At 41.8% G+C, this 18,889-nt stretch carries 9 protein-coding genes; 5 read left to right on the forward strand and 4 right to left on the reverse strand.

Going from position 1 to position 18,889, the window contains the following annotated elements:
- Positions 1 to 114: 114 nt before the first annotated feature.
- Both JMW61_RS13210 and aceE read right to left on the reverse strand, forming a co-directional pair.
- A complete protein-coding gene (locus JMW61_RS13210) occupies positions 115 to 1,842 on the reverse strand; it encodes a 2-oxo acid dehydrogenase subunit E2 (protein ID WP_201551831.1) in 1,728 nt (575 codons plus the stop codon).
- Positions 1,843 to 1,867: 25 nt separating this feature from the next.
- Positions 1,868 to 4,681 carry a pyruvate dehydrogenase (acetyl-transferring), homodimeric type gene (gene aceE, locus JMW61_RS13215; RefSeq protein WP_201551832.1) on the reverse strand — a complete coding sequence of 938 codons (2,814 nt, stop codon included), beginning with the start codon at positions 4,679 to 4,681 and terminating at the stop codon, positions 1,868 to 1,870.
- A gap of 610 nt (positions 4,682 to 5,291) precedes the next feature.
- On the opposite strand from aceE, the gene JMW61_RS13220 reads away from it, so the two are divergent.
- The 5 genes from JMW61_RS13220 (at position 5,292) to JMW61_RS13240 (ending at position 16,600) form a co-directional block, all read left to right on the forward strand.
- Positions 5,292 to 7,268 carry a hypothetical protein gene (locus JMW61_RS13220; protein ID WP_201551833.1) on the forward strand — a complete coding sequence of 659 codons (1,977 nt, stop codon included), beginning with the start codon at positions 5,292 to 5,294 and terminating at the stop codon, positions 7,266 to 7,268.
- A 308-nt stretch (positions 7,269 to 7,576) separates the two neighbouring features.
- A complete protein-coding gene (locus tag JMW61_RS13225) occupies positions 7,577 to 8,044 on the forward strand; it encodes a hypothetical protein (protein ID WP_201551834.1) in 468 nt (155 codons plus the stop codon).
- 49 nt (positions 8,045 to 8,093) lie between these two features.
- On the forward strand, positions 8,094 to 10,241 hold the full coding sequence (locus JMW61_RS13230; protein WP_201551835.1) for a beta strand repeat-containing protein: 2,148 nt from the start codon (positions 8,094 to 8,096) through the stop codon (positions 10,239 to 10,241).
- A gap of 131 nt (positions 10,242 to 10,372) precedes the next feature.
- Positions 10,373 to 15,691, forward strand: a complete 5,319-nt coding sequence (locus JMW61_RS13235; RefSeq protein WP_201551836.1) for an SdrD B-like domain-containing protein — start codon at positions 10,373 to 10,375, stop codon at positions 15,689 to 15,691.
- A 135-nt stretch (positions 15,692 to 15,826) separates the two neighbouring features.
- Positions 15,827 to 16,600, forward strand: coding sequence for a hypothetical protein (locus JMW61_RS13240; RefSeq protein ID WP_201551837.1), 774 nt, complete (start codon positions 15,827 to 15,829; stop codon positions 16,598 to 16,600).
- Between the two features lie 105 nt (positions 16,601 to 16,705).
- On the opposite strand, the gene JMW61_RS13245 is transcribed toward JMW61_RS13240, so the two are convergent.
- Together JMW61_RS13245 and JMW61_RS13250 are read right to left on the reverse strand one after the other, a co-directional pair.
- Positions 16,706 to 17,404 carry a TetR/AcrR family transcriptional regulator gene (locus JMW61_RS13245; RefSeq protein ID WP_110923056.1) on the reverse strand — a complete coding sequence of 233 codons (699 nt, stop codon included), beginning with the start codon at positions 17,402 to 17,404 and terminating at the stop codon, positions 16,706 to 16,708.
- A 248-nt stretch (positions 17,405 to 17,652) separates the two neighbouring features.
- On the reverse strand, positions 17,653 to 18,681 hold the full coding sequence (locus JMW61_RS13250; RefSeq protein ID WP_201551838.1) for an endonuclease/exonuclease/phosphatase family protein: 1,029 nt from the start codon (positions 18,679 to 18,681) through the stop codon (positions 17,653 to 17,655).
- Positions 18,682 to 18,889 lie beyond the last annotated feature (208 nt).

An 18,889-nucleotide genomic window follows, 5' to 3' on the forward strand; every position in this document is an offset into this window, starting at 1 on the left:
ATCCAAGTATATTATAAATGCTCCATGCATCTTAATTACGCTCAAACTTTAGCGCATAAAAAGGACCGTCCGTAGACAGTCTTTTTTCAAACCAACACTATTATGTATTTAGACTTATAGCAAAATGCGGCGTGGATCAGCCAGTAGCGTTGCAATATAACGGGTAAACACTGCGGCATCTGCCCCATTAATCACACGATGATCATAAGACAATGATAACGGTAGCATCAGGCGTGGCTCAAAGCTTTGCTTTTTAGCATCCCAACGTGGCTGCATACTTGCCTCAGACACCCCTAAGATACCGACTTGTGGCCAGTTCACCAGTGGTGTAAATGCTGTACCGCCTAAGTTACCTTGGCTTGAGATAGTGAAGCTCGCCCCTTGCAAATCTTTGGTGCTGAGCTTCTTATCACGTGCTTTAACGGCAAGCTCACCGATTTCGATAGCAATCTGCTTCAAACCTTTATCTTGCACGTTTTTGATAACTGGTACGATGAGGCCGTCATCAGTTGCCACTGCGATACCCATATTGACACTTTTACGCAAGATAACTTGAGTATTATCATCGCTTAAATGACTATTGAAGCGTGGATGCTGAGTCAATGCATAAGCAGTTGCTTTGACTACGAACGCTAAGATGGTGAAGCCAATACCTTCTGCCTTCATACCACCTTTTAGCTCACCACGTAGTTTTTCTGTCTCAGTGATATCTGATAAGTCAAACTGCGTCACTTGCGGTAGCAATGTATTGTAGTTGAGCTGTGGTATCGACACTTTCTGTAGACGGCTAAGGTCTAGTGTCGATGTTTCACCCCAAATCTCAGTATTACTCATGTCAGGTAAGCTCGGTAAGCCTGAGCTCGCCACACCGCTGCTAGCAGGTGCTACTTTTTGAGTGGTCAGACTCTCTTTCACATGCGCAAACAAGTCTTCTTTTAGAATACGATCATTCAGTGCCGAACCGCTCACTTGTGTAATATCTACACCCAATTGACGTGCAAGCTTACGTACGGCTGGACCTGCATAAACATCGACCAGCTTTTCATTTACTTGCGTTTCTGTCAACTTTTCAGCTTTCTTACTGGCGGCCACATTAGGCGTTGTAGATTTTTCTGCCTGTTTTGGCTCACCAGTTGTTTTAGCAGCAGCTTTCTCTTCTGATTTGGCTGGTGCTGACTCTTTCGACTCAGAACTATCTGATGCAGACTCACTCTCATCAGCAGCGTCTGTACCACTACTCATGATAACGATAAAGTCTTGACCATTGGCAACCATATCACCTGTCTGGACCAAGATTTTTTCAATCTTGCCAGCTTCTGGTGCTGGTACTTCGACAGATGCTTTGTCAGATTCGATCAATAAAATCGACTGATCCGCAGTCACTGTATCGCCTACACTGACCATAATTTCAGAAACTTGCGCTTCATCAACACCTAAGTCAGGTAGTGCATGAGTCGTTGACTTACTAGCATTCGCAGCTGGCTTGGCGCTAGACTCTGATGACTTTGACTCAGTCTCAGCTGGCGCGACTTCTTCTGGCTTAGCAGCAGCGGCTTCTGTATCACTCGCTTCTTGATTGTCATCAGCAGCGCTATCATCACTTTCCGCACTGTCTTCTGCACTCTCAAGCTCAATCAGCACCATGCCTTCGCTAACTTGATCACCAATAGCAATATTGATCTTGGTGACTTTACCAGCAGCAGAGCTTGGGACTTCAACTGAGGCTTTGTCAGATTCTAATAATACGATGTTGTCATCTTTTGCGATGACATCACCGATTTCTACCATAATCTCGCTGACTTCGGCGCTATCAACACCCAAATCGGGGGCTTTAATGTCCATGATTTATCTCCTAGTCTTATGGTTATTATTCTTTGACATCACCATCATTGAGTACATTAGCATCTGCTTGATCTTCAGCACGACCTTCACTACTGATTTCTTCGTCGTCTTCAGCGATAAACTCAGGGACAGGATTTGGATTTACGTTACCTGGTGCTGGTGCATCTGGAGACTGATCATAGTAAGACTGCTGTTGCCATGCAGGTGGATGATCTACATCAATGCCTAGGCTAGAAATAGCGTCTTTGACCAAACGCATCTCAACTTCACCTTCATCCGCTAAACGTTTAAGCGTTGCAACAACAATATGTGCGGCATCAACGTTAAAGAAACTGCGTAAGTTTTCACGAGTATCAGAGCGGCCATAACCATCAGTACCCAACGTGGTATAAGGACGGTTGTCTGGTAACCAAGCACGAATCTGCTCTGAGTAATTACGCATATAATCTGTCGCTGCAACTACGATACCTTCGTGCGGTGCCAACTGCTCAGTAACCCAAGGCACTTTCTCTTCATCCATTGGATGCAGACGGTTGTAATCATCACAAACCATACCATCACGAGTCAACTCATTGAAGCTGGTCACGCTCCATACGTTAGACGTAATATTGAACTCGTCTTTTAGGATCTTTGAAGCTTTTTGCACTTCACGTAAGATAACACCTGAGCCTAATAGCTGTACTTGTGCTGAGCCATTGTCCTCGAGCAAGTACATACCACGTTTGATACCTTCTTCAGCACCTTCTGGCATTTCAGGTTGCTCATAGTTCTCATTCATTAGCGTTAGGTAATAATAAACGCGCTCGCCTTCGCCATACATGCGGCGTAAACCATCATGCATAACTACTGCTAACTCATAACCAAAGCATGGATCATAGGTCACACAGTTAGGCACGACATTGAACAAGATTTGAGAATGTCCATCTTGATGCTGCAAGCCTTCGCCGTTAAGCGTTGTACGGCCAGCGGTTGCACCCAATAAGAAGCCCTGTGCTTGACAATCACCTGCCGCCCAAGCCAAATCCCCCACACGTTGGAAACCAAACATTGAGTAGTAGATATACATTGGAATCATCGGTAAAGCGTTTACAGAATAACTGGTTGCCAAAGCAATCCAAGTACTCATTGCGCCCGCTTCGTTGATACCTTCTTCTAACATATGACCATCGATAGCTTCTTTATAGCCCATCAATGCTTCACTATCTTCTGGCGTATATTTCTGACCAACAGCTGAGTAAATGCCCAGTTGACGGAACATACCTTCTAGACCGAAAGTACGCGCTTCATCAGGTACGATTGGTACGACGCGATCTTGGATGTCTTTGTTTTTTAACATCGCTGATAGTAAGCGGACGAATACCATGGTCGTCGATTGCTCTTTACCATTACTGCCTTTTAATACCCGATCGAACATCGATAATTCAGGGATATTCAGTGGAATATGACCACTGCGACGGTTTGGTAAATGACCACCCAACGCCTCACGACGGCCTTTGAGATACTTCATCTCCGCTGAACCTTCTTCAGGACGGTAGAATGGTAGGGTCTCTAGCTGCGCGTCGGTAAATGGCAAATCAAAACGATCACGGAAATACATTAAGGCTTCTTGATCAAGCTTCTTGATCTGATGCGACTTATTGACCGCTTGCGTTTGAGCAGATAAGCCATAACCTTTAACGGTTTTAACCAAAATAACCGTTGGCTGACCTTTGGTTTTCATGGCTTCACTAAATGCAGCATAAACTTTAACTGGATCATGGCCACCACGGTTTAAGCGCGAGATCTCTTCGTCAGTCAAGGCATCTGCCATTTCTTCTAACTCTGGATATTTACCGAAGAATTCTTTGCGGGTGAATTCAGGCGTGCGCGCTTCGTACAACTGATACTCGCCATCAACCACTTCTTCCATGCGCTGCTTAAGCACACCTGTATGGTCTTTACCGAGTAATGAATCCCAGTTGCCACCCCAAATCACTTTGATGACTCGCCAGCCTGCGCCGCGGAATACTGACTCTAGCTCTTGAATAATTTTACCGTTACCACGGACTGGACCATCAAGACGCTGCAAGTTACAGTTGACTACCCATATGAGGTTGTCCAGCTTCTCACGACCTGCAAGAGAAATGGCACCTAAGCTTTCTGGCTCATCCGTTTCACCATCACCTAAGAATGTCCAGATCTTACGACCTTCTTTTTCTAGTAATCCACGGTTTTCCATATAGCGATGTACGTGGGCATGATAGATAGACATGATTGGGCCAAGTCCCATCGATACCGTTGGGAACTGCCAATAATCAGGCATTAGATATGGATGCGGATAGCTTGATAGACCTTTGCCGCCTACTTCACGACGGAAATTATCGAGCTGATCTTCGGTCAAACGACCTTCTAAATAAGAACGTGCATAGATACCTGGTGCTGAGTGACCTTGATAATAAATCATGTCACCACCGAAGTGATCGCTAGCCGCGCGGAAGAAATGGTTAAAACCCGTTTCATAAAGTGTTGCACTAGAGGCGAATGTCGCTAAGTGACCACCCAAATCATCGTCGTTTTTATTGGCACGCATAACCATAGCAAGTGCGTTATAACGAATCAAAGCACGTATTTTACGCTCCATGCCTAGATCGCCTGGGTACATTGGCTCATCTTCGACAGCAATACTGTTAACGTAAGCGGTGTCTAGTCTATTGAACGGCAATCCTTCTTGGACTGCCATGTTGTACAAAGCTTTTAGCAAAAACTGAGCACGATCTTTGTCTGCATGTTTGAGTACAGACTCAAAAGCTTGCAGCCATTCCTGTGTTTCGGTGCTATCAGCATCCTTATAATAATTCATCTTTGTTGTCCTTGTTTGTCAGTCAATCCTACTCAATAGCAGGAATTTATAAAATCAAAGTATTACTTAATACTGTCTTACATACATGATGTGCTCAATGACTTCCTTGTTAATTTTGAGAAGTTACGTTTCATATTGAAGCTTGTATGACTGTACTTCACCGCTCCACAATGTCGAACCGTTCAATATAACGATTCTAAAAGCAGCAGTACTATCCATTACATACGAATGGAATAGTTAGGCAGTCAGGACAAAGTCATCACTCAACGCCTACAGCCAATTATCAAACGATAATAACTCTCTATTATAGGCGCTTATGACATAGATGTTTATAGCTGTAGAGAAATGAAGATATGACAAGTATTTTTAAAATAAATAATGATTAGTTTTTTTAAAAATGACTAATATAGTGATAGCTTAAAGTCAAGTATCTAAAAGGTAACAGGTTAATGATCAAGACGTCTTGATGTGATTGGTCATAACAAAACTACCATTCATCAACTTCCTATGATTTTTACGAAATTATTACCTAATATACGTATTATGTAACATATAGAGCGGTTTGGTAGGTAGACATTTATACCGAGTTTTCGTTTATAGGAACAGCAGCATGCAGCAAACTCAACGACTTTTAGACTCAATTAGCACATATTTATTCAGTAAATATATATGTCGAATGATGGCATTGATAGCCGCTGTTCCTATGCTTTTAGTCAGTAATTTGGCCTTTGCTGAAGCCAACCCTACATGCCCAAGCGATCATGCGATGTACTATCTGGGCTCTAAGAGCACTACTCCTGCACCCAAAGCAACGCTCAGCTGGTCAGCAGCAGGAAATGCTAGTACTACCTATAGCTTTGATAGCGGTCTTAAGTTAGTACTATCATTTTCTGATATTAACTTTGTTAGAACTGGCTATCCAGAGGTCAGCAGTTTTAGCGGTGTGACAACGAATGCTCTTAATATTCGCCATAGTAGCGAGAAAATCGACATCAATCATAGGCTGACAGCTACTATTAATAAACCAGTATCAAAATATGGATTTGTTGTTCAGGATTTAGATGCAAACCTAAGTGGAAAATATACTGAGTCAGTCTCACTTGTCACTGCTGGTGGCGCTTTTAGCAATTATACTACATCAGGCACTACAACCAACTTCACATTATCTAATTCAAGCAAAACGATTACTGCTAACCAATGGACGAACTGTAATCCCACTAGCCCATGTAACTTTAATATTGAATGGGGAGCACAGTCAGCAAACACACCGTTTGTTACCACTCATGGTAATACCTATACGGGGGCTTCTACAACCGCATCCACTGGTGACCATTTAGTGGGCTACTCAGACTTCTACTTTTGTCTTGCACCACCTAAATTGACTGTAAAAAAACAATTAGAAGGTACTCGTTTTAACGACAGCGATACTAAACGTGACCAGTTCAATATTAAAGTAGCTGGTGGAAAGTTGACTCCTGATACTCAAGGCTCTACAGCTTCTTTTACGACAACAGGGACAGGTTCAACCGTAACTAACGGAAGCACTGTTACCCCATTGGAATTAGCTCCAAGTACTATCTATACCATATCTGAAAGTATAATAAATGGTAATGCTAGTAACTACAGCACTAGCTATACTTGTACCAATGCGACAACCGGTAGCACGACTGTGATGCCTACTGGCACAGCCAGCTCATTTACGTTGTCCAATCTAAATTATGGTGATGAAATCACATGTACTATCACAAACAGCCCTAATTATGTGTTCACAGGCACTGTATTTAATGACAATGGTGGCATTACCGACGCCCAGGCTGATGCTACCAATAGCACCATCACGAGTGGCGTGTATAACAACTCTAATTATTTCAACGGCATATTGAACGCCCCTTCTGAAACAGGTATCTCTGGCAGTACAATTACATTAGTAGATAAATGTGAGAATCCAACCAAAACCTACGGCACACAAACCTTAACCTCGACAAACGTAAGCGATATTGGTACTTACCAATTTAACATCGCTAGCAGTGTCATCGGTACTCAAAGTTCTGTTTGTCTCATCGAAACTTACAGTGGTAGCGCCTACCCTGTACGCACAACGATTGATAAACGTAGCATCAGCTTAATAACCAATACCTATAGTTACTCAAATAATAATTTTGGCCGAGTGATTACCAAAAACTCAGCCATCGTACTTGAAAAAGAGCAAGCAGCAAATACGTGTACTATTACAGATCTGACCAAGGTAGCCACATATAGTAAAAACGCATTATCTAGCTCAACGAATGGTGCTGATGTGCAGCCAGGTCAATGTATTGCTTATAGAATTACAGCCACAAATCGCGCAAATATGGATATTAGCAATTTTATTATGCAAGATGTACTACAAAAAAATGACGCTAGTAATCCAGCAGACACTACAGTTACCTCTGTATTGGCAGATCCAACACGAGCCTCTGGCATTTACAGCGATGGTCTCGTTAAAGGTCAAAATGGAACTATTACTACCATAGCTACTGTGTTGACAAAAAGGAGCATTCGCAGCTTTTATTTCAACACTCAATATGGATCAACGCAGTCCAAATAATCTTTCCGTACAATCGTCTACAGCCCTTACCACCTATGAACAACAGTCGATATCATAAATTGATCGACTGTTGTTTTTTTTTACCTATTTGACGAGTCAGTTTTACCATTCAGCTGTTTTATAACTCCCTCCATCTGCTTTTTCTGAGCTTAAATAATAAACTATATATAATTACCTTAAGAATACTAAAAACGTATTTTACTTACATCAAACATACAGAAAATTCTGAAAACACGTTGGAAAAATTCACGAAATGAATTGGTTTGTTGAAGTGAAATAAATATTTTTTACTGAAAGAGAGACGAATTATGAAATTTTCTGCCATAACAACCAAATTAGTCATGACATCTATATTATGTGCCAGCTTTCTGGGTAATGCACATGCAGCAGATGCTCTAAAAATGGAACTAACAGCCAATCAAGTTACCAAAAATGCAGACGGTAAGACAGTATATTCTCCGGTACGTACCGCACCAGTAGGTACTGTCATTCAATACAAGGCAACTTACACCAATACTATTAATAAAGATATCAACGACTTGATGGTCACTCTACCTATTCCTATAAATATGACATTTACTGGTGAGGCACAACCTACAAGCGCACAAGCCAGTACTGATGGTAAGAATTATGCCGATATGCCTTTAATGAAAAAGGTAGATGGCAAGATGGTAAAAGTTCCATATTCTGAATATCGTACTCTACGCTGGAATATCAAATTATTACCGGCGAAGAAGACCGCTGTTGTTGCTATCAATACTACCGTTGACCGATAAACCTATTAACTCTTAACACCTCTAATTAAACCCCTAGGAAATTTACCGTATGAAACCTAATTCATTTAAGTACTCAGTGTTGGCTGTTGGTCTAGCCACAGCAATGAGCATCACTACTGCCAATGCTGCTACCCCGACGGGCGGTACTTCTGGTTCATTTAATGTAACGAACAAAGCAACTGCTTCTTATACGGTTGCCGGTAATACCACTTCACAGACTGCAGAGTCGAATGTAGTTACGGTGAATGTTACTGAAACTGGTTCGTTCTCTTTAATATCAACAGTAGTTGATGATGTAAAGGATGATGATTTTGGTAAAGACCGTACTATTAATGCGCAAGCGAGCTCAACAGTAGATTTCACTCATACATTGACTAACGGTGGTAACGTTAACGACACTTACAAGATCACTCTTGCTAATGTAACTGGCGATAATTTTGACTACAACCTTGGCAATAGTGTTATTAAGTATCAAAAAACCAATGCAGCTGGCACTAACATTGGTAGTGAAGTAACTATTACTAATAACGATTCAATTGCATTGGCACCAGGTGAAAAAGCGCTCATTACCGTTACTGCTCAGTCTGATACTAAGCGTGTTGCGGACGCTAACGGTATCTTGACGGTTACTGCTGAAAGTACTTACTTAAAATCGAAATCTGCAAACACAGCTCCTGCTACTTATACAGCAGTCAACACTGATAATGCTAAGACAACAACTCCAATATACAAAATCGTAAAATCAGCTCAAACCAATCTTTTAAACAAAAATTTTGATTTGAACAATGCTAATGCTTATGTTGATTACACTATAACCGTTAAAAACGAAGGCAATATTGATGGTACTGCCATTGTTATTTCTGATGACTTACCTACGGGCTTAGTTGCCATAAAGTCCACTGAGGCTAACTACACTGCACCGACCACTATATCTTCTAACGGTAGCGCAGCAGTTGCACCTGTTATATCTAGTGATGGTAAAACCATCTCAGTGACAGGTCAAAACGTTAAAGTAGGCGAAACTATTACGCTTACTTTCCGTGCTAAGAAAGCAACTAGCGCAACAACTAGTAGCTTATTTACCAACTATGCAGTTGTTAAAGATAATACTAAGAGCGATGTAAACGCTAACACCCCGGATATCATTGATAGGTCTGATGATGGTGCTACTGCAGGTGGCCTAACAGAGAGCACTTATGAAAATACAGCTACGCCTACAATAGGTAAAGATGACAATACTAATGCAACCGTGACAACGACTAATCAGACTCGTGCTATTGCTATTACTCCAGGTGTAAACAAAGAAGTGGCTTTAGTTACTCCTTCAACTAACAACGAAGTTACCAATACTTATACTTATACCATCACCAACAACGGTACTGATGTCACAGAAGCAGCAGGAACAGGCGATAATGATAGTTCTGTAAAACTGTCTATAAAGCCGACGGCTACTAGAAATAATGGCATTATCGATGATCCTAATATCAGTATCACACGTGTATACGTGGATGCTAACAACAATGGTAAATTTGACTCAGGTGAAACTGAACTCGTCGGTGTGAACGGTATTTATGAGCTGAACGCTGCTACTCCTTTCATAACAGGAAGTACTACTAATCGTAAAGGTTTAGCTCCTGGCGAAAGCGTCAAAATTGGCGTGCAAGTTGCCTCGTCAGGTGAAGGTAGCAACGATCCAAACTCTACACAAGCTAATGTAAATAACATAGGCGACTTTGAGACTTTGACAATAGCCATTCAGCCTAAAGGTCCAGTTAACGGTACTGCTGCACCTACTAGTACTGGCGATAATCCATTGTCCACAACGTCTACTACGACTATGCAAGGTGTTAATCTGACAAAATACCAAATAGTAGATAGTTGTGGTGCGAATCCTGCTGTTAGCTCTGCTGCTTGGTCAACTGGAAATGTAACAGCGACTGCTGCTCAGTGTATCTTCTATAAGTTAGAATCTAAGAACACTTTTACTGATAGCGCTAGAGTAATTAACAACCTTATCGTATCAGATACTTTAGCATCTACGCTTACTTATCAAGCTAACAGCTTTTCAGCTTCGCCGACAGCAACCGATCAATCTCTTGGTCAGGTGATAAAAGTTACGTTTGCAACTGTAGCAGCTAATACAACCGCTAACGTTGTATTTTCTGCGAAACCTTCACAGACCGGTACCAATCAATAATTAATTCAATAAATCTATGAGTAGCGAATGCTGCTTATAGAACACCCTTCTAGCTTGACCTAATCGATTTTTATTAGCCAAGCTAGAAGGCTCTTACCCTACCCCTTTATGTTTTATTGGATAAGCGACATATGACTCTATCTATCATGACACCGTCTAATCGTATCACATTGTGTACAGCGAAGATTTCTGCGCTGTCATTAGCGATGTTGCTTATGCAATCAAATATGGCGTCTGCTGCGCCTATTACTCTCGTGCAAACTATTAATAATATTGCTAACGTGGCTTATGACGTTGAGTCTATCAAACAAAACGGTATTTCAAATCAGGTACAGGCTAAAGTCTCAGACCTACCTGCATACGGTATCAGCTTAACTCAGCAGCCTCTACGCACTGTCATGCCTAATACAGAGGTAAGTTGGGTTAACGTACTGCGTAATACAAGTTATAGCGAGCAAACGGTTGAGCTAACACTTGCTATCTCGCCAACAGTTTCTAATTTAAAGGTCTATCAAGACCTTAATAACAATGGAAAAGTTGATTCAGCAGATAGACAAATCATGCTCGACAACTTGAGTGCTCAAATCAAACTTGGTCAGAGTGAAAGCATTCAGCTTATCGTACAAGCGCTATCAGATATCAATGGTGAAGATGGCGATACTGCTGATGTAAAAATTGGCGCTATCATACTAGAAGACCCATCAATAGCAGCGGTTGAAGCGATAGACAGACTTGTTATCATCGAGCCTGAGATAAAATTTACCACGCCTCAATTTGATGGAACCAAAGCCACCTCACAAATCGGCGAAAACGTTTATATTGACGCAAGCTATGCTCAGTGTAACGTGCAGACTGATAAGCCAGATCAAGTATGGATCACGGTTAAGTCTCCACTAACGGGTGACACCTACTCTCTCAAAGGCATCGAAACAGGCAATAACACCGGTAAATACCGCCTATCTGCCCCGACACAAAATAATGCCAATGCGATTGATGATAAATTTATCCAGACTTTGGTCAACGATACCTTAACGGCCAGTTTAGATACTTGTATCGACCCTTCTGTCGGTACAGGTACTGATCAGTTACCAACTGCTAGCGACTTTACTGTCCGTATCGATGATCTAAATACGCAAATCAATATCATTGATGATAATGCAAGCTTAGTCGTGACCAAAGAAAGTGACGTCAAAAGCGCTGATCTTGGAGATTATGTCAGCTATACCATCAATGTTACGAATAACGGTAATGCTACGGCTTACGATGTACAGCTAAAAGATGCCCTACCACGTGGTTTTGATTACGTTGATAACAGTGTGCGTGTCAGTCCAACGACCAATGTAGATATCAACCAAGCACAGACCACTGAGTTTAAAGCTGATAGTAAATATCAGGTGCTAAGCTTAGGTAATATGGCAACTGGCGAAAGTAAAAAGATAACTTATCGTGTGTTGATTGGTGCCTCATCATTAGGTGGTGACGGTATCAACCGCGCGACTGCGGTGGCTAGCAATGACCAAGGTCAAAGTATTTCTTCAAGAGAAGCACAATGGAAAATTGATGTAGAACGCGGCGTCATGAATACGGATGGCATTATCATTGGTAAGGTCTACCACGATATCAACCGTGACGGTATTCAACAAAAAGAAGACGGCGAGCTCGGTGTCGCAGGCGTCCGTATCTACATGGAAAACGGTAACTTTGTGGTTACTGATCCTGAAGGTAAATATAATTTCTACGGGATCAGTGCAAAGACACACGTCCTGAAAGTAGACCGCACCACCATCCCTCATGCAACCGAGATGGTCACCCAAAGTAATCGAGATGCTGGTGATGCTGGTAGCCGTTTTGTCGATTTGAAGTATGGCGAACTCCATCGTGCTGACTTTGCTATCGTTAGTGGCATGGGCGATAGCACTGAACGCTTGAATGCTGAGCTAGTCGCTCGCAGCAAATCGGTAGGTACTAAAAATGATACCCTTGAGCAAGCTATCAAAACGGAGCTGACTCTAGAGCCTGACTATAATCGTGACTACGAAGATAATGTCGATGCTAGTGGCTGTAATATCAATGGCGATTTAGATCTTGGTAATAATTGCGACTCTGCAATCGTCAATGATATGGTTGGTGAAGCAAGCAAACGCGTTGACATGGCTGTGACGACAGTAGCACCACCCGTCGAACAAGAGTTAGAGCTATACCTAAAAGAAGTCGCTAATAATGATGTTGCCTTTATCAACTTAAACGAAGGTCAACAGCTTAGTTCTTATAAGCAAATAGTACAGGTACAAGCACCGCTCGGATCAATATTCACACTATATGCCAACGGCAAAGCAGTATCAGAGCAAAAAATAGGTAAAACAGCTGAGCAAGAAAAGCAAAACGTCACTGCTTTCGATTACTACGCAGTGGACTTACAACGCGGCAAGAATACCTTGCGCGGTGTGGCTACCGATATCAATGGTAAAGTCATCTCTGAACAAACGATCAAAGTATTGACGCCAGATAGCCTTCAAGCGATTGACTATCGTACTCAAACCCAGCTAGTAGCTGCCGACGGTATCAGCGAATATCAAATCGTCATCAGCCTAAAAGATCGTGATGGTCGTCCTTACATTGCTTCAACACCGATTACTATTGACACGAACATCGGACGTATCAACCTGAAAGACGGTAGTCAAGACAAGGCCGGCACTCAAGTTATTGTATCAGGTGGCGAGCTATTGATTCCTGTGACCGCACCTAGCGCACCGGGTAAAGGCAAGCTGGTTATCGACACTGGGAGTAGTAAACAGGTTATCCCTCTACAGTTTACCGCTCAGCTGCGTCCACTGATCGCTGTGGGTATTGTAGAAGGCGCTATCTCGCTCAAAGATTTTGATGGCAGTAGTATTACAGATGCTCAAGGCGCATTTGAGCAAGAGCTAAATGAAATTTCTGGCGATGATAACTATTCAGCGACTGGTCGTGTTGCTATGTTCCTCAAGGGCAAAGTACGCGGCGACTATCTGCTCACATTAGCCTATGACAGTGATAAAAAAGGCGAACGTTTATTCCGTGATATCGATCCTGGCGAATACTATCCTGTTTATGGTGACTCATCAGCTAAAGGCTTTGATGCCCAATCTACTAGCAAGCTGTACGTACGCCTGGATAAAGGTCGCTCGTTCGCTATGTATGGCGATCTAAAGACTCAGATTGATAATGATGAAGGCATCAAGCTCGGTCAATACAATCGTACTTTGACAGGCCTAAAAGCTCAGTTTGAAGACAGTAATACTCGTGTTACCGCTTTTTTAGCAGAGACCAGTACAAGCCAGCGTGTCAATGAGACTCGTGGTCTTGGTATCTCAGGCCCTTACCCGTTGGCTGAAAACTTTGATGCCGTACTAGAAAACTCTGAAACCATCGAAATCATCACTCGTGATGCAAACAATTCTGGACTGATCGTCAGCCGTGAGACACTGACACGTTTTGCTGATTACGAAATTGACCCTATTAGCCGAAGCCTATATTTAAAGAGTCCTATTGCCAGCCAAGATATTGATGGCAACCCTGTCTATATCCGTGTCACGGTAGAAGTAGATGAAGGTGGTGAAGATTACTTGGTTGGTGGTATCGCAGCCAAGCAACAGTTAAATGAGAAAATTTCTATTGGCGGTAGTTATATCAATAGTGATGATCCACTTAACAAAGAAGAGCTTGCTAGCCTGAATAGCGTCATTAAATTCAATGACAAGCTAAAGCTAGTCGCTGAATATGCCATGAACAAAGCTGAAAATCCAAACTTCCAGCCAAGTAACCAGATCAACACCACAGAGTTGAACGACAGTAATGTCGAAGGCAACGCATTCCGTATCGAGCTTGATTTTGATAACAAGAAAAACACACGTGCCAAAGCTTATTACAACGATGCTGACGAAGGTTTTGTCACTGGTTCATCGCCACTGACTGCTGGGCGTACCGAATCCGGTGTAGAAATAACCCGTAATTTAAATAGTAAGCAAACTGCGTTAACGTTAGAAGGCATACGTACAGAAGATCATACTACTGATGCTAGCAGTGAAGGTGTACAAGCCAGTATCGAGCATCGCTTGACTGAAAACGTCGTTGGTGAAATTGGTGTGCGCTACTACAAACAAGATGCAACCGCTGCCTCACGTAACACTCAAGCTGCAACAGATGTTTTGGACATCACAAACGACACCTTGTTCAATGACGACATCATTAATCAGTCAGCGTTAAGCAGTATCAGCAGTGCGGACGAAGACATCGAAGGCACCACTGCTCGCGCCCGTATCACAGCGCATTTGCCGAAGCTAAATAACTCATTAGTATTTGCAGAATATGAGCAAGATATTGAACACAGCTCACGTAATGCAACGTCTATTGGTGGTGAAACTCCAATGGGAAGCCTAGGCCGACTATATGCCCGTCATGATTTGATCAACAGCTTATCTGGTACTTATGGCCTTGATGACACTGATGAACGTCAGCGTACGGTTTTCGGTTTTGATGCCACTTATATGAAAGATGGCAAAGTCTATAGTGAATACCGCATGAGTGATGCCATTAGTGCTCGCGAAGCTGAAGCTGCTATCGGTCTAAAAAACAAGTGGTATGTTCAAGAAGGTCTGACTTTAAATACCTTATTTGAGCGCGTTGAATCTCTTGAAGGTGAAGAAGATAACACGGCAACGGCGGCAGGTATCGGCGTTGAGTATCTTGCAAAAGAAGACTACAAAGCATCAGGACGTTTTGAGAAACGTTGGGGCGAGACGAGCGATACATTACTCGGTAGCGCAGGTATTGCGTACCGTTATACCGACGATATTACCTTACTGGCTAAAGACATTTATTCACGTATCGACTATGACGATGGTGCTCGTACGATCAACCGTTTTCAGCTAGGTGCAGCATACCGTGATTACGATAGCAACCAGCTAGACATGCTTGCAAAGTTTGAATATCGTTTAGATGACAATAATACTGGCGATGATATTTATCAGAAAGATACCATGGTGTGGTCATGGAACGGTAACTACCATCCTACGCGTGCTATGACATGGTCTGGTCGCTATGCAGGTAAATATACAGAATACAAAGCAGATAGGTTGACGAGTGATAACACTGCTCATGCCGTCTATGGTCGCGGCCTTTATGACATTAGTGAGCGCTGGGATATCGGCATGCAAGCGGGTACTTACTGGAACGAGCAAGCAAATGACTTGGCTTATATGCTTGGTGCTGAAGTAGGCTATAGCCCAATGACCAATCTTTGGTTATCCATTGGCTATAATTTCATGGGCTTTGAAGATGAAGATATAGCCTATGATGACAGTACGCAAGAAGGCGCTTACTTCAGATTGCGCTTTAAGTTTGATGAAGATTTATTCAAACGTGAAGATCCACGCAAAAACAACCGCCTAGCCAGTGACTCTACCTTATAGTTTGACAACGTTGTTCTCAGTTACTGATAACAATGTTGCACTTACTCTGTTATTTAGCATCAACCGATAGGTCATAGTTCTAGCCATAATGATGCTAAATATCAATACTTATTACCTTAATATAAGGTTTGCACCATGTTTACATCTGTAATTAAAACCATTTCTCGCAAACAGTCGATATATGCTGCACTGTCGGCAACCGTACTGCTAACAACTGTCTCACCTGTTTTGGCAGACAGTGCTATTGCACAGATCACAGATAAACATAGCACTACTGACTGTCGTAGTAATGCTCAGTATCAAGAGCCTTCTTATAGATACCAGAGTAATGAGCAACGCGTCCTGAACTGTATGGTAGATCAGCTGAAACCTTACCAACAAGCTGATAAAACTGCGCAGCAACAGTATTTTGCTTACAAGGCACAAGGATGGCTAAACTATGCTATTCATCAAGACAGTATGAATAGCAAATCATCTGCTGGTAGTATAGCGACAGAAATGGCCGAGTCGATACTGCAAGCACTAGAGACTGATACGATACAAAATATCGCAATACATCAAGACATACCTTCAAACTCTGCTCTTATGCGACCTGATTTATGGGCGACTTTAAATGCTCTTAAAGATAGTGATGGTATCACCTCAGCACCACGTGAGATAGCATTTAGCGAAGTGGCTCTCATTTGGGCAGCCACCAATCAATGTGAGCGCGGCTGGCGAGAGTCAAGTATGCATTTTCGTATGGCAGACCGCTGGCTTGAACAAGCACGCGAGGCTTATGTGAACGCGCACGACTCACAAACCAATGTAAATTTAGAACAGCTAATCGTCCGCTATTATAAGCAATATGCCCCTTTGGATACCGGTAATAATGTTTGCCAAGGGCAAGTGTTGACCCCAGTTCCATAAAGCAATCATAGCCATATTCATTGATAATGGAATTATTAAAATCTTAAACACAAAAAAGCCGACATATTATGTCGGCTTTTTCTATACATTCTTAAGGCGATTGCTCTACACTGATACTTTTTTACGTGGTAGCTTCTCTGGCAAGTAGCAACGTAAATAGGCAATAAATGCAGTGTTCGCTTCTTGGATATAGTCATCAGTGATTTTCTGATGACGGCGATAAGACAATGTAAATATAGAATTGACAATACTATAAGCAATCAACAACGTATCTTGGATATCGTGGAAACCTGGCATCTCATAGCGTTCTGATAGACGTTTGTAAACCAAATCAACAATTTGGTGATTAATGTCTTCACCAAAACTATCACCTTCAAAATCAGGCGTGTTGGTGTCATAAATGAGCTTTGCTTTCGTTTCATCATTATGAAATATCGTCACACACTGGTCAATCAGTGCGGTTAGATAGCCCTGCCATCTATCATAATTACCAACATCAACTGTCTCTACGATTTCTAATATTTCAATAGCATTCAAAAAGCGCAATGCTAAAAATATTGCTTCAATATTAGGGAAGAAATGATAAGCAGATGCTCTTGGTATACCCGCTTCTTCACAGACAGCAGCCAAGGTAATATCATTAATTGGTAGCGTTTCGCTCAACTTTTTAGCACCAGCCAACAATTTTTGACGGCGCGCGCGGCCTTGCTGACTCGTAAACTTAAACTTATTTGGTACAAGCTTTTTTGCCAGTTCCGAGTCTACCAACACATCTTCAATCTTTTCGTCTTTATTTTCGCTCATTATAAGTCTCTTAAGGTTACACCCTGTTTTATAAATACAATTTTCATTGGATAATACTTATCCGAAATGAAAAAATTACATCCTATTAGTGAGTAATATAGCGTCAATGTGAGCGCTACTACATCTAACGGAGACGCATCATAAACGCTTGTACACCATCAAGCAAGGGAGATAAATGGGTTAAAAAATAATGTATAGATCAACAATTTAATAGAGTTGACCCTTTAGTGCAATTTAATATAATAAAACTAACTATTAAGTTTTATTTTCGCTCTTATAATACCATGATCGATGACTCTATCTGCATAATCCCATTTTAAATGGTCATTAAAATAGTCCACCCGTTCAACCTGACCAAGCGAAAACTTACTGTCAGGCAAAAACTCTTCTGAAACAAATAGTTGATCAATCACTTCTGGCATTCCTTGATAGATATGGGTATATGCCACATCTTTCATCCAGCCATAACTTGATTGAATTCGAGCAGCATCAAACAATGCGATATCGCGCATGCTTTTGTCATAGTTGACTTCACCCGTTTCTGCCATTAGTTGGGTGGTGACACTACCAGTGACATCATTCATATCACCCAATAGAATCAATGGCTCATGAGTATGCTGCAAGCGCTCTATAATAGACATACGAATAGAAGCGGCTTCTGCAGCACGCATACATAAACTGCGTAGCTTGGCACGGACTCTAATATTAGGATCGTCCATATCTTCTAACAAGATGCCATTTTTATCACGTAAGAAAAAAGCACGCTTACTCTTAAGATGAGCAGTGATAATCGTTATTGGTTGACCATAGGCATTAACACGTACCACCAACGGCGGACGATTAAATCGCTGATAAAGACCTATATCAGGAACCTCAATCACCGCTTCAGGTAAAATCTCTTCTAACAAGCTGCTTTCCAGCTGTTCAAAACGGCTAATAATACCAACAGCAGGCGTGTTTTGTGCGCCTTTGCCTTGGGTATAAGGACTCGATACGTCATTACTGGCCAAAGGAACAACCACATGCTCCGCCTTAAATCCTAACGAGACTGCCAATGCTTCAAGCGCATCACTGTCCCATACTTCTTGCACAGCGATGATATCAGCATGTGCTTTTGATAATAAATCACTAATACCGTGTAATTTATGCTTATACTCATCATTATTATAAGCGGATGCGTTCTCATAATAAATACGATCTGGGTTGGCAAAGTTAAGCAAATTGGCAGTGGCGATATAAAACTGCTTTGAATTATTCTCTTTTATATTATTAGTCATGGATTACCTACTATTATTATTCTTAACATTTGTTTTTAATAGTGTTTTTTGGAAATAACATGCATATATAACAAACAATATACAGCAAAAAAGCCCCCAAAGAAATCTTTGAGAGCTTCGAAAATGCATAAATTCAAGTTATTCTGTCTGTTAATAGAGCAATATCTACAACTTTACTCAATCTGGTCATAAGAGTGCAAGCTTACAC

Source organism: Psychrobacter fjordensis (assembly GCF_904845995.1).
Classification (GTDB): Bacteria; Pseudomonadota; Gammaproteobacteria; order Pseudomonadales; family Moraxellaceae; genus Psychrobacter; species Psychrobacter fjordensis.

Excerpts from the sequence above, each read along its gene's own strand:
- JMW61_RS13250 (WP_201551838.1), bottom strand. The coding sequence starts at position 18,681 with ATGACTAATAATATAAAAGAGAATAATTCAAAGCAGTTTTATATCGCC.
- JMW61_RS13240 (WP_201551837.1), top strand. The coding sequence starts at position 15,827 with ATGTTTACATCTGTAATTAAAACCATTTCTCGCAAACAGTCGATATAT.
- JMW61_RS13210 (WP_201551831.1), bottom strand. The coding sequence starts at position 1,842 with ATGGACATTAAAGCCCCCGATTTGGGTGTTGATAGCGCCGAAGTCAGC.
- JMW61_RS13225 (WP_201551834.1), top strand. The coding sequence starts at position 7,577 with ATGAAATTTTCTGCCATAACAACCAAATTAGTCATGACATCTATATTA.
- JMW61_RS13220 (WP_201551833.1), top strand. The coding sequence starts at position 5,292 with ATGCAGCAAACTCAACGACTTTTAGACTCAATTAGCACATATTTATTC.
- JMW61_RS13230 (WP_201551835.1), top strand. The coding sequence starts at position 8,094 with ATGAAACCTAATTCATTTAAGTACTCAGTGTTGGCTGTTGGTCTAGCC.
- JMW61_RS13245 (WP_110923056.1), bottom strand. The coding sequence starts at position 17,404 with ATGAGCGAAAATAAAGACGAAAAGATTGAAGATGTGTTGGTAGACTCG.
- JMW61_RS13235 (WP_201551836.1), top strand. The coding sequence starts at position 10,373 with ATGACTCTATCTATCATGACACCGTCTAATCGTATCACATTGTGTACA.
- aceE (WP_201551832.1), bottom strand. The coding sequence starts at position 4,681 with ATGAATTATTATAAGGATGCTGATAGCACCGAAACACAGGAATGGCTG.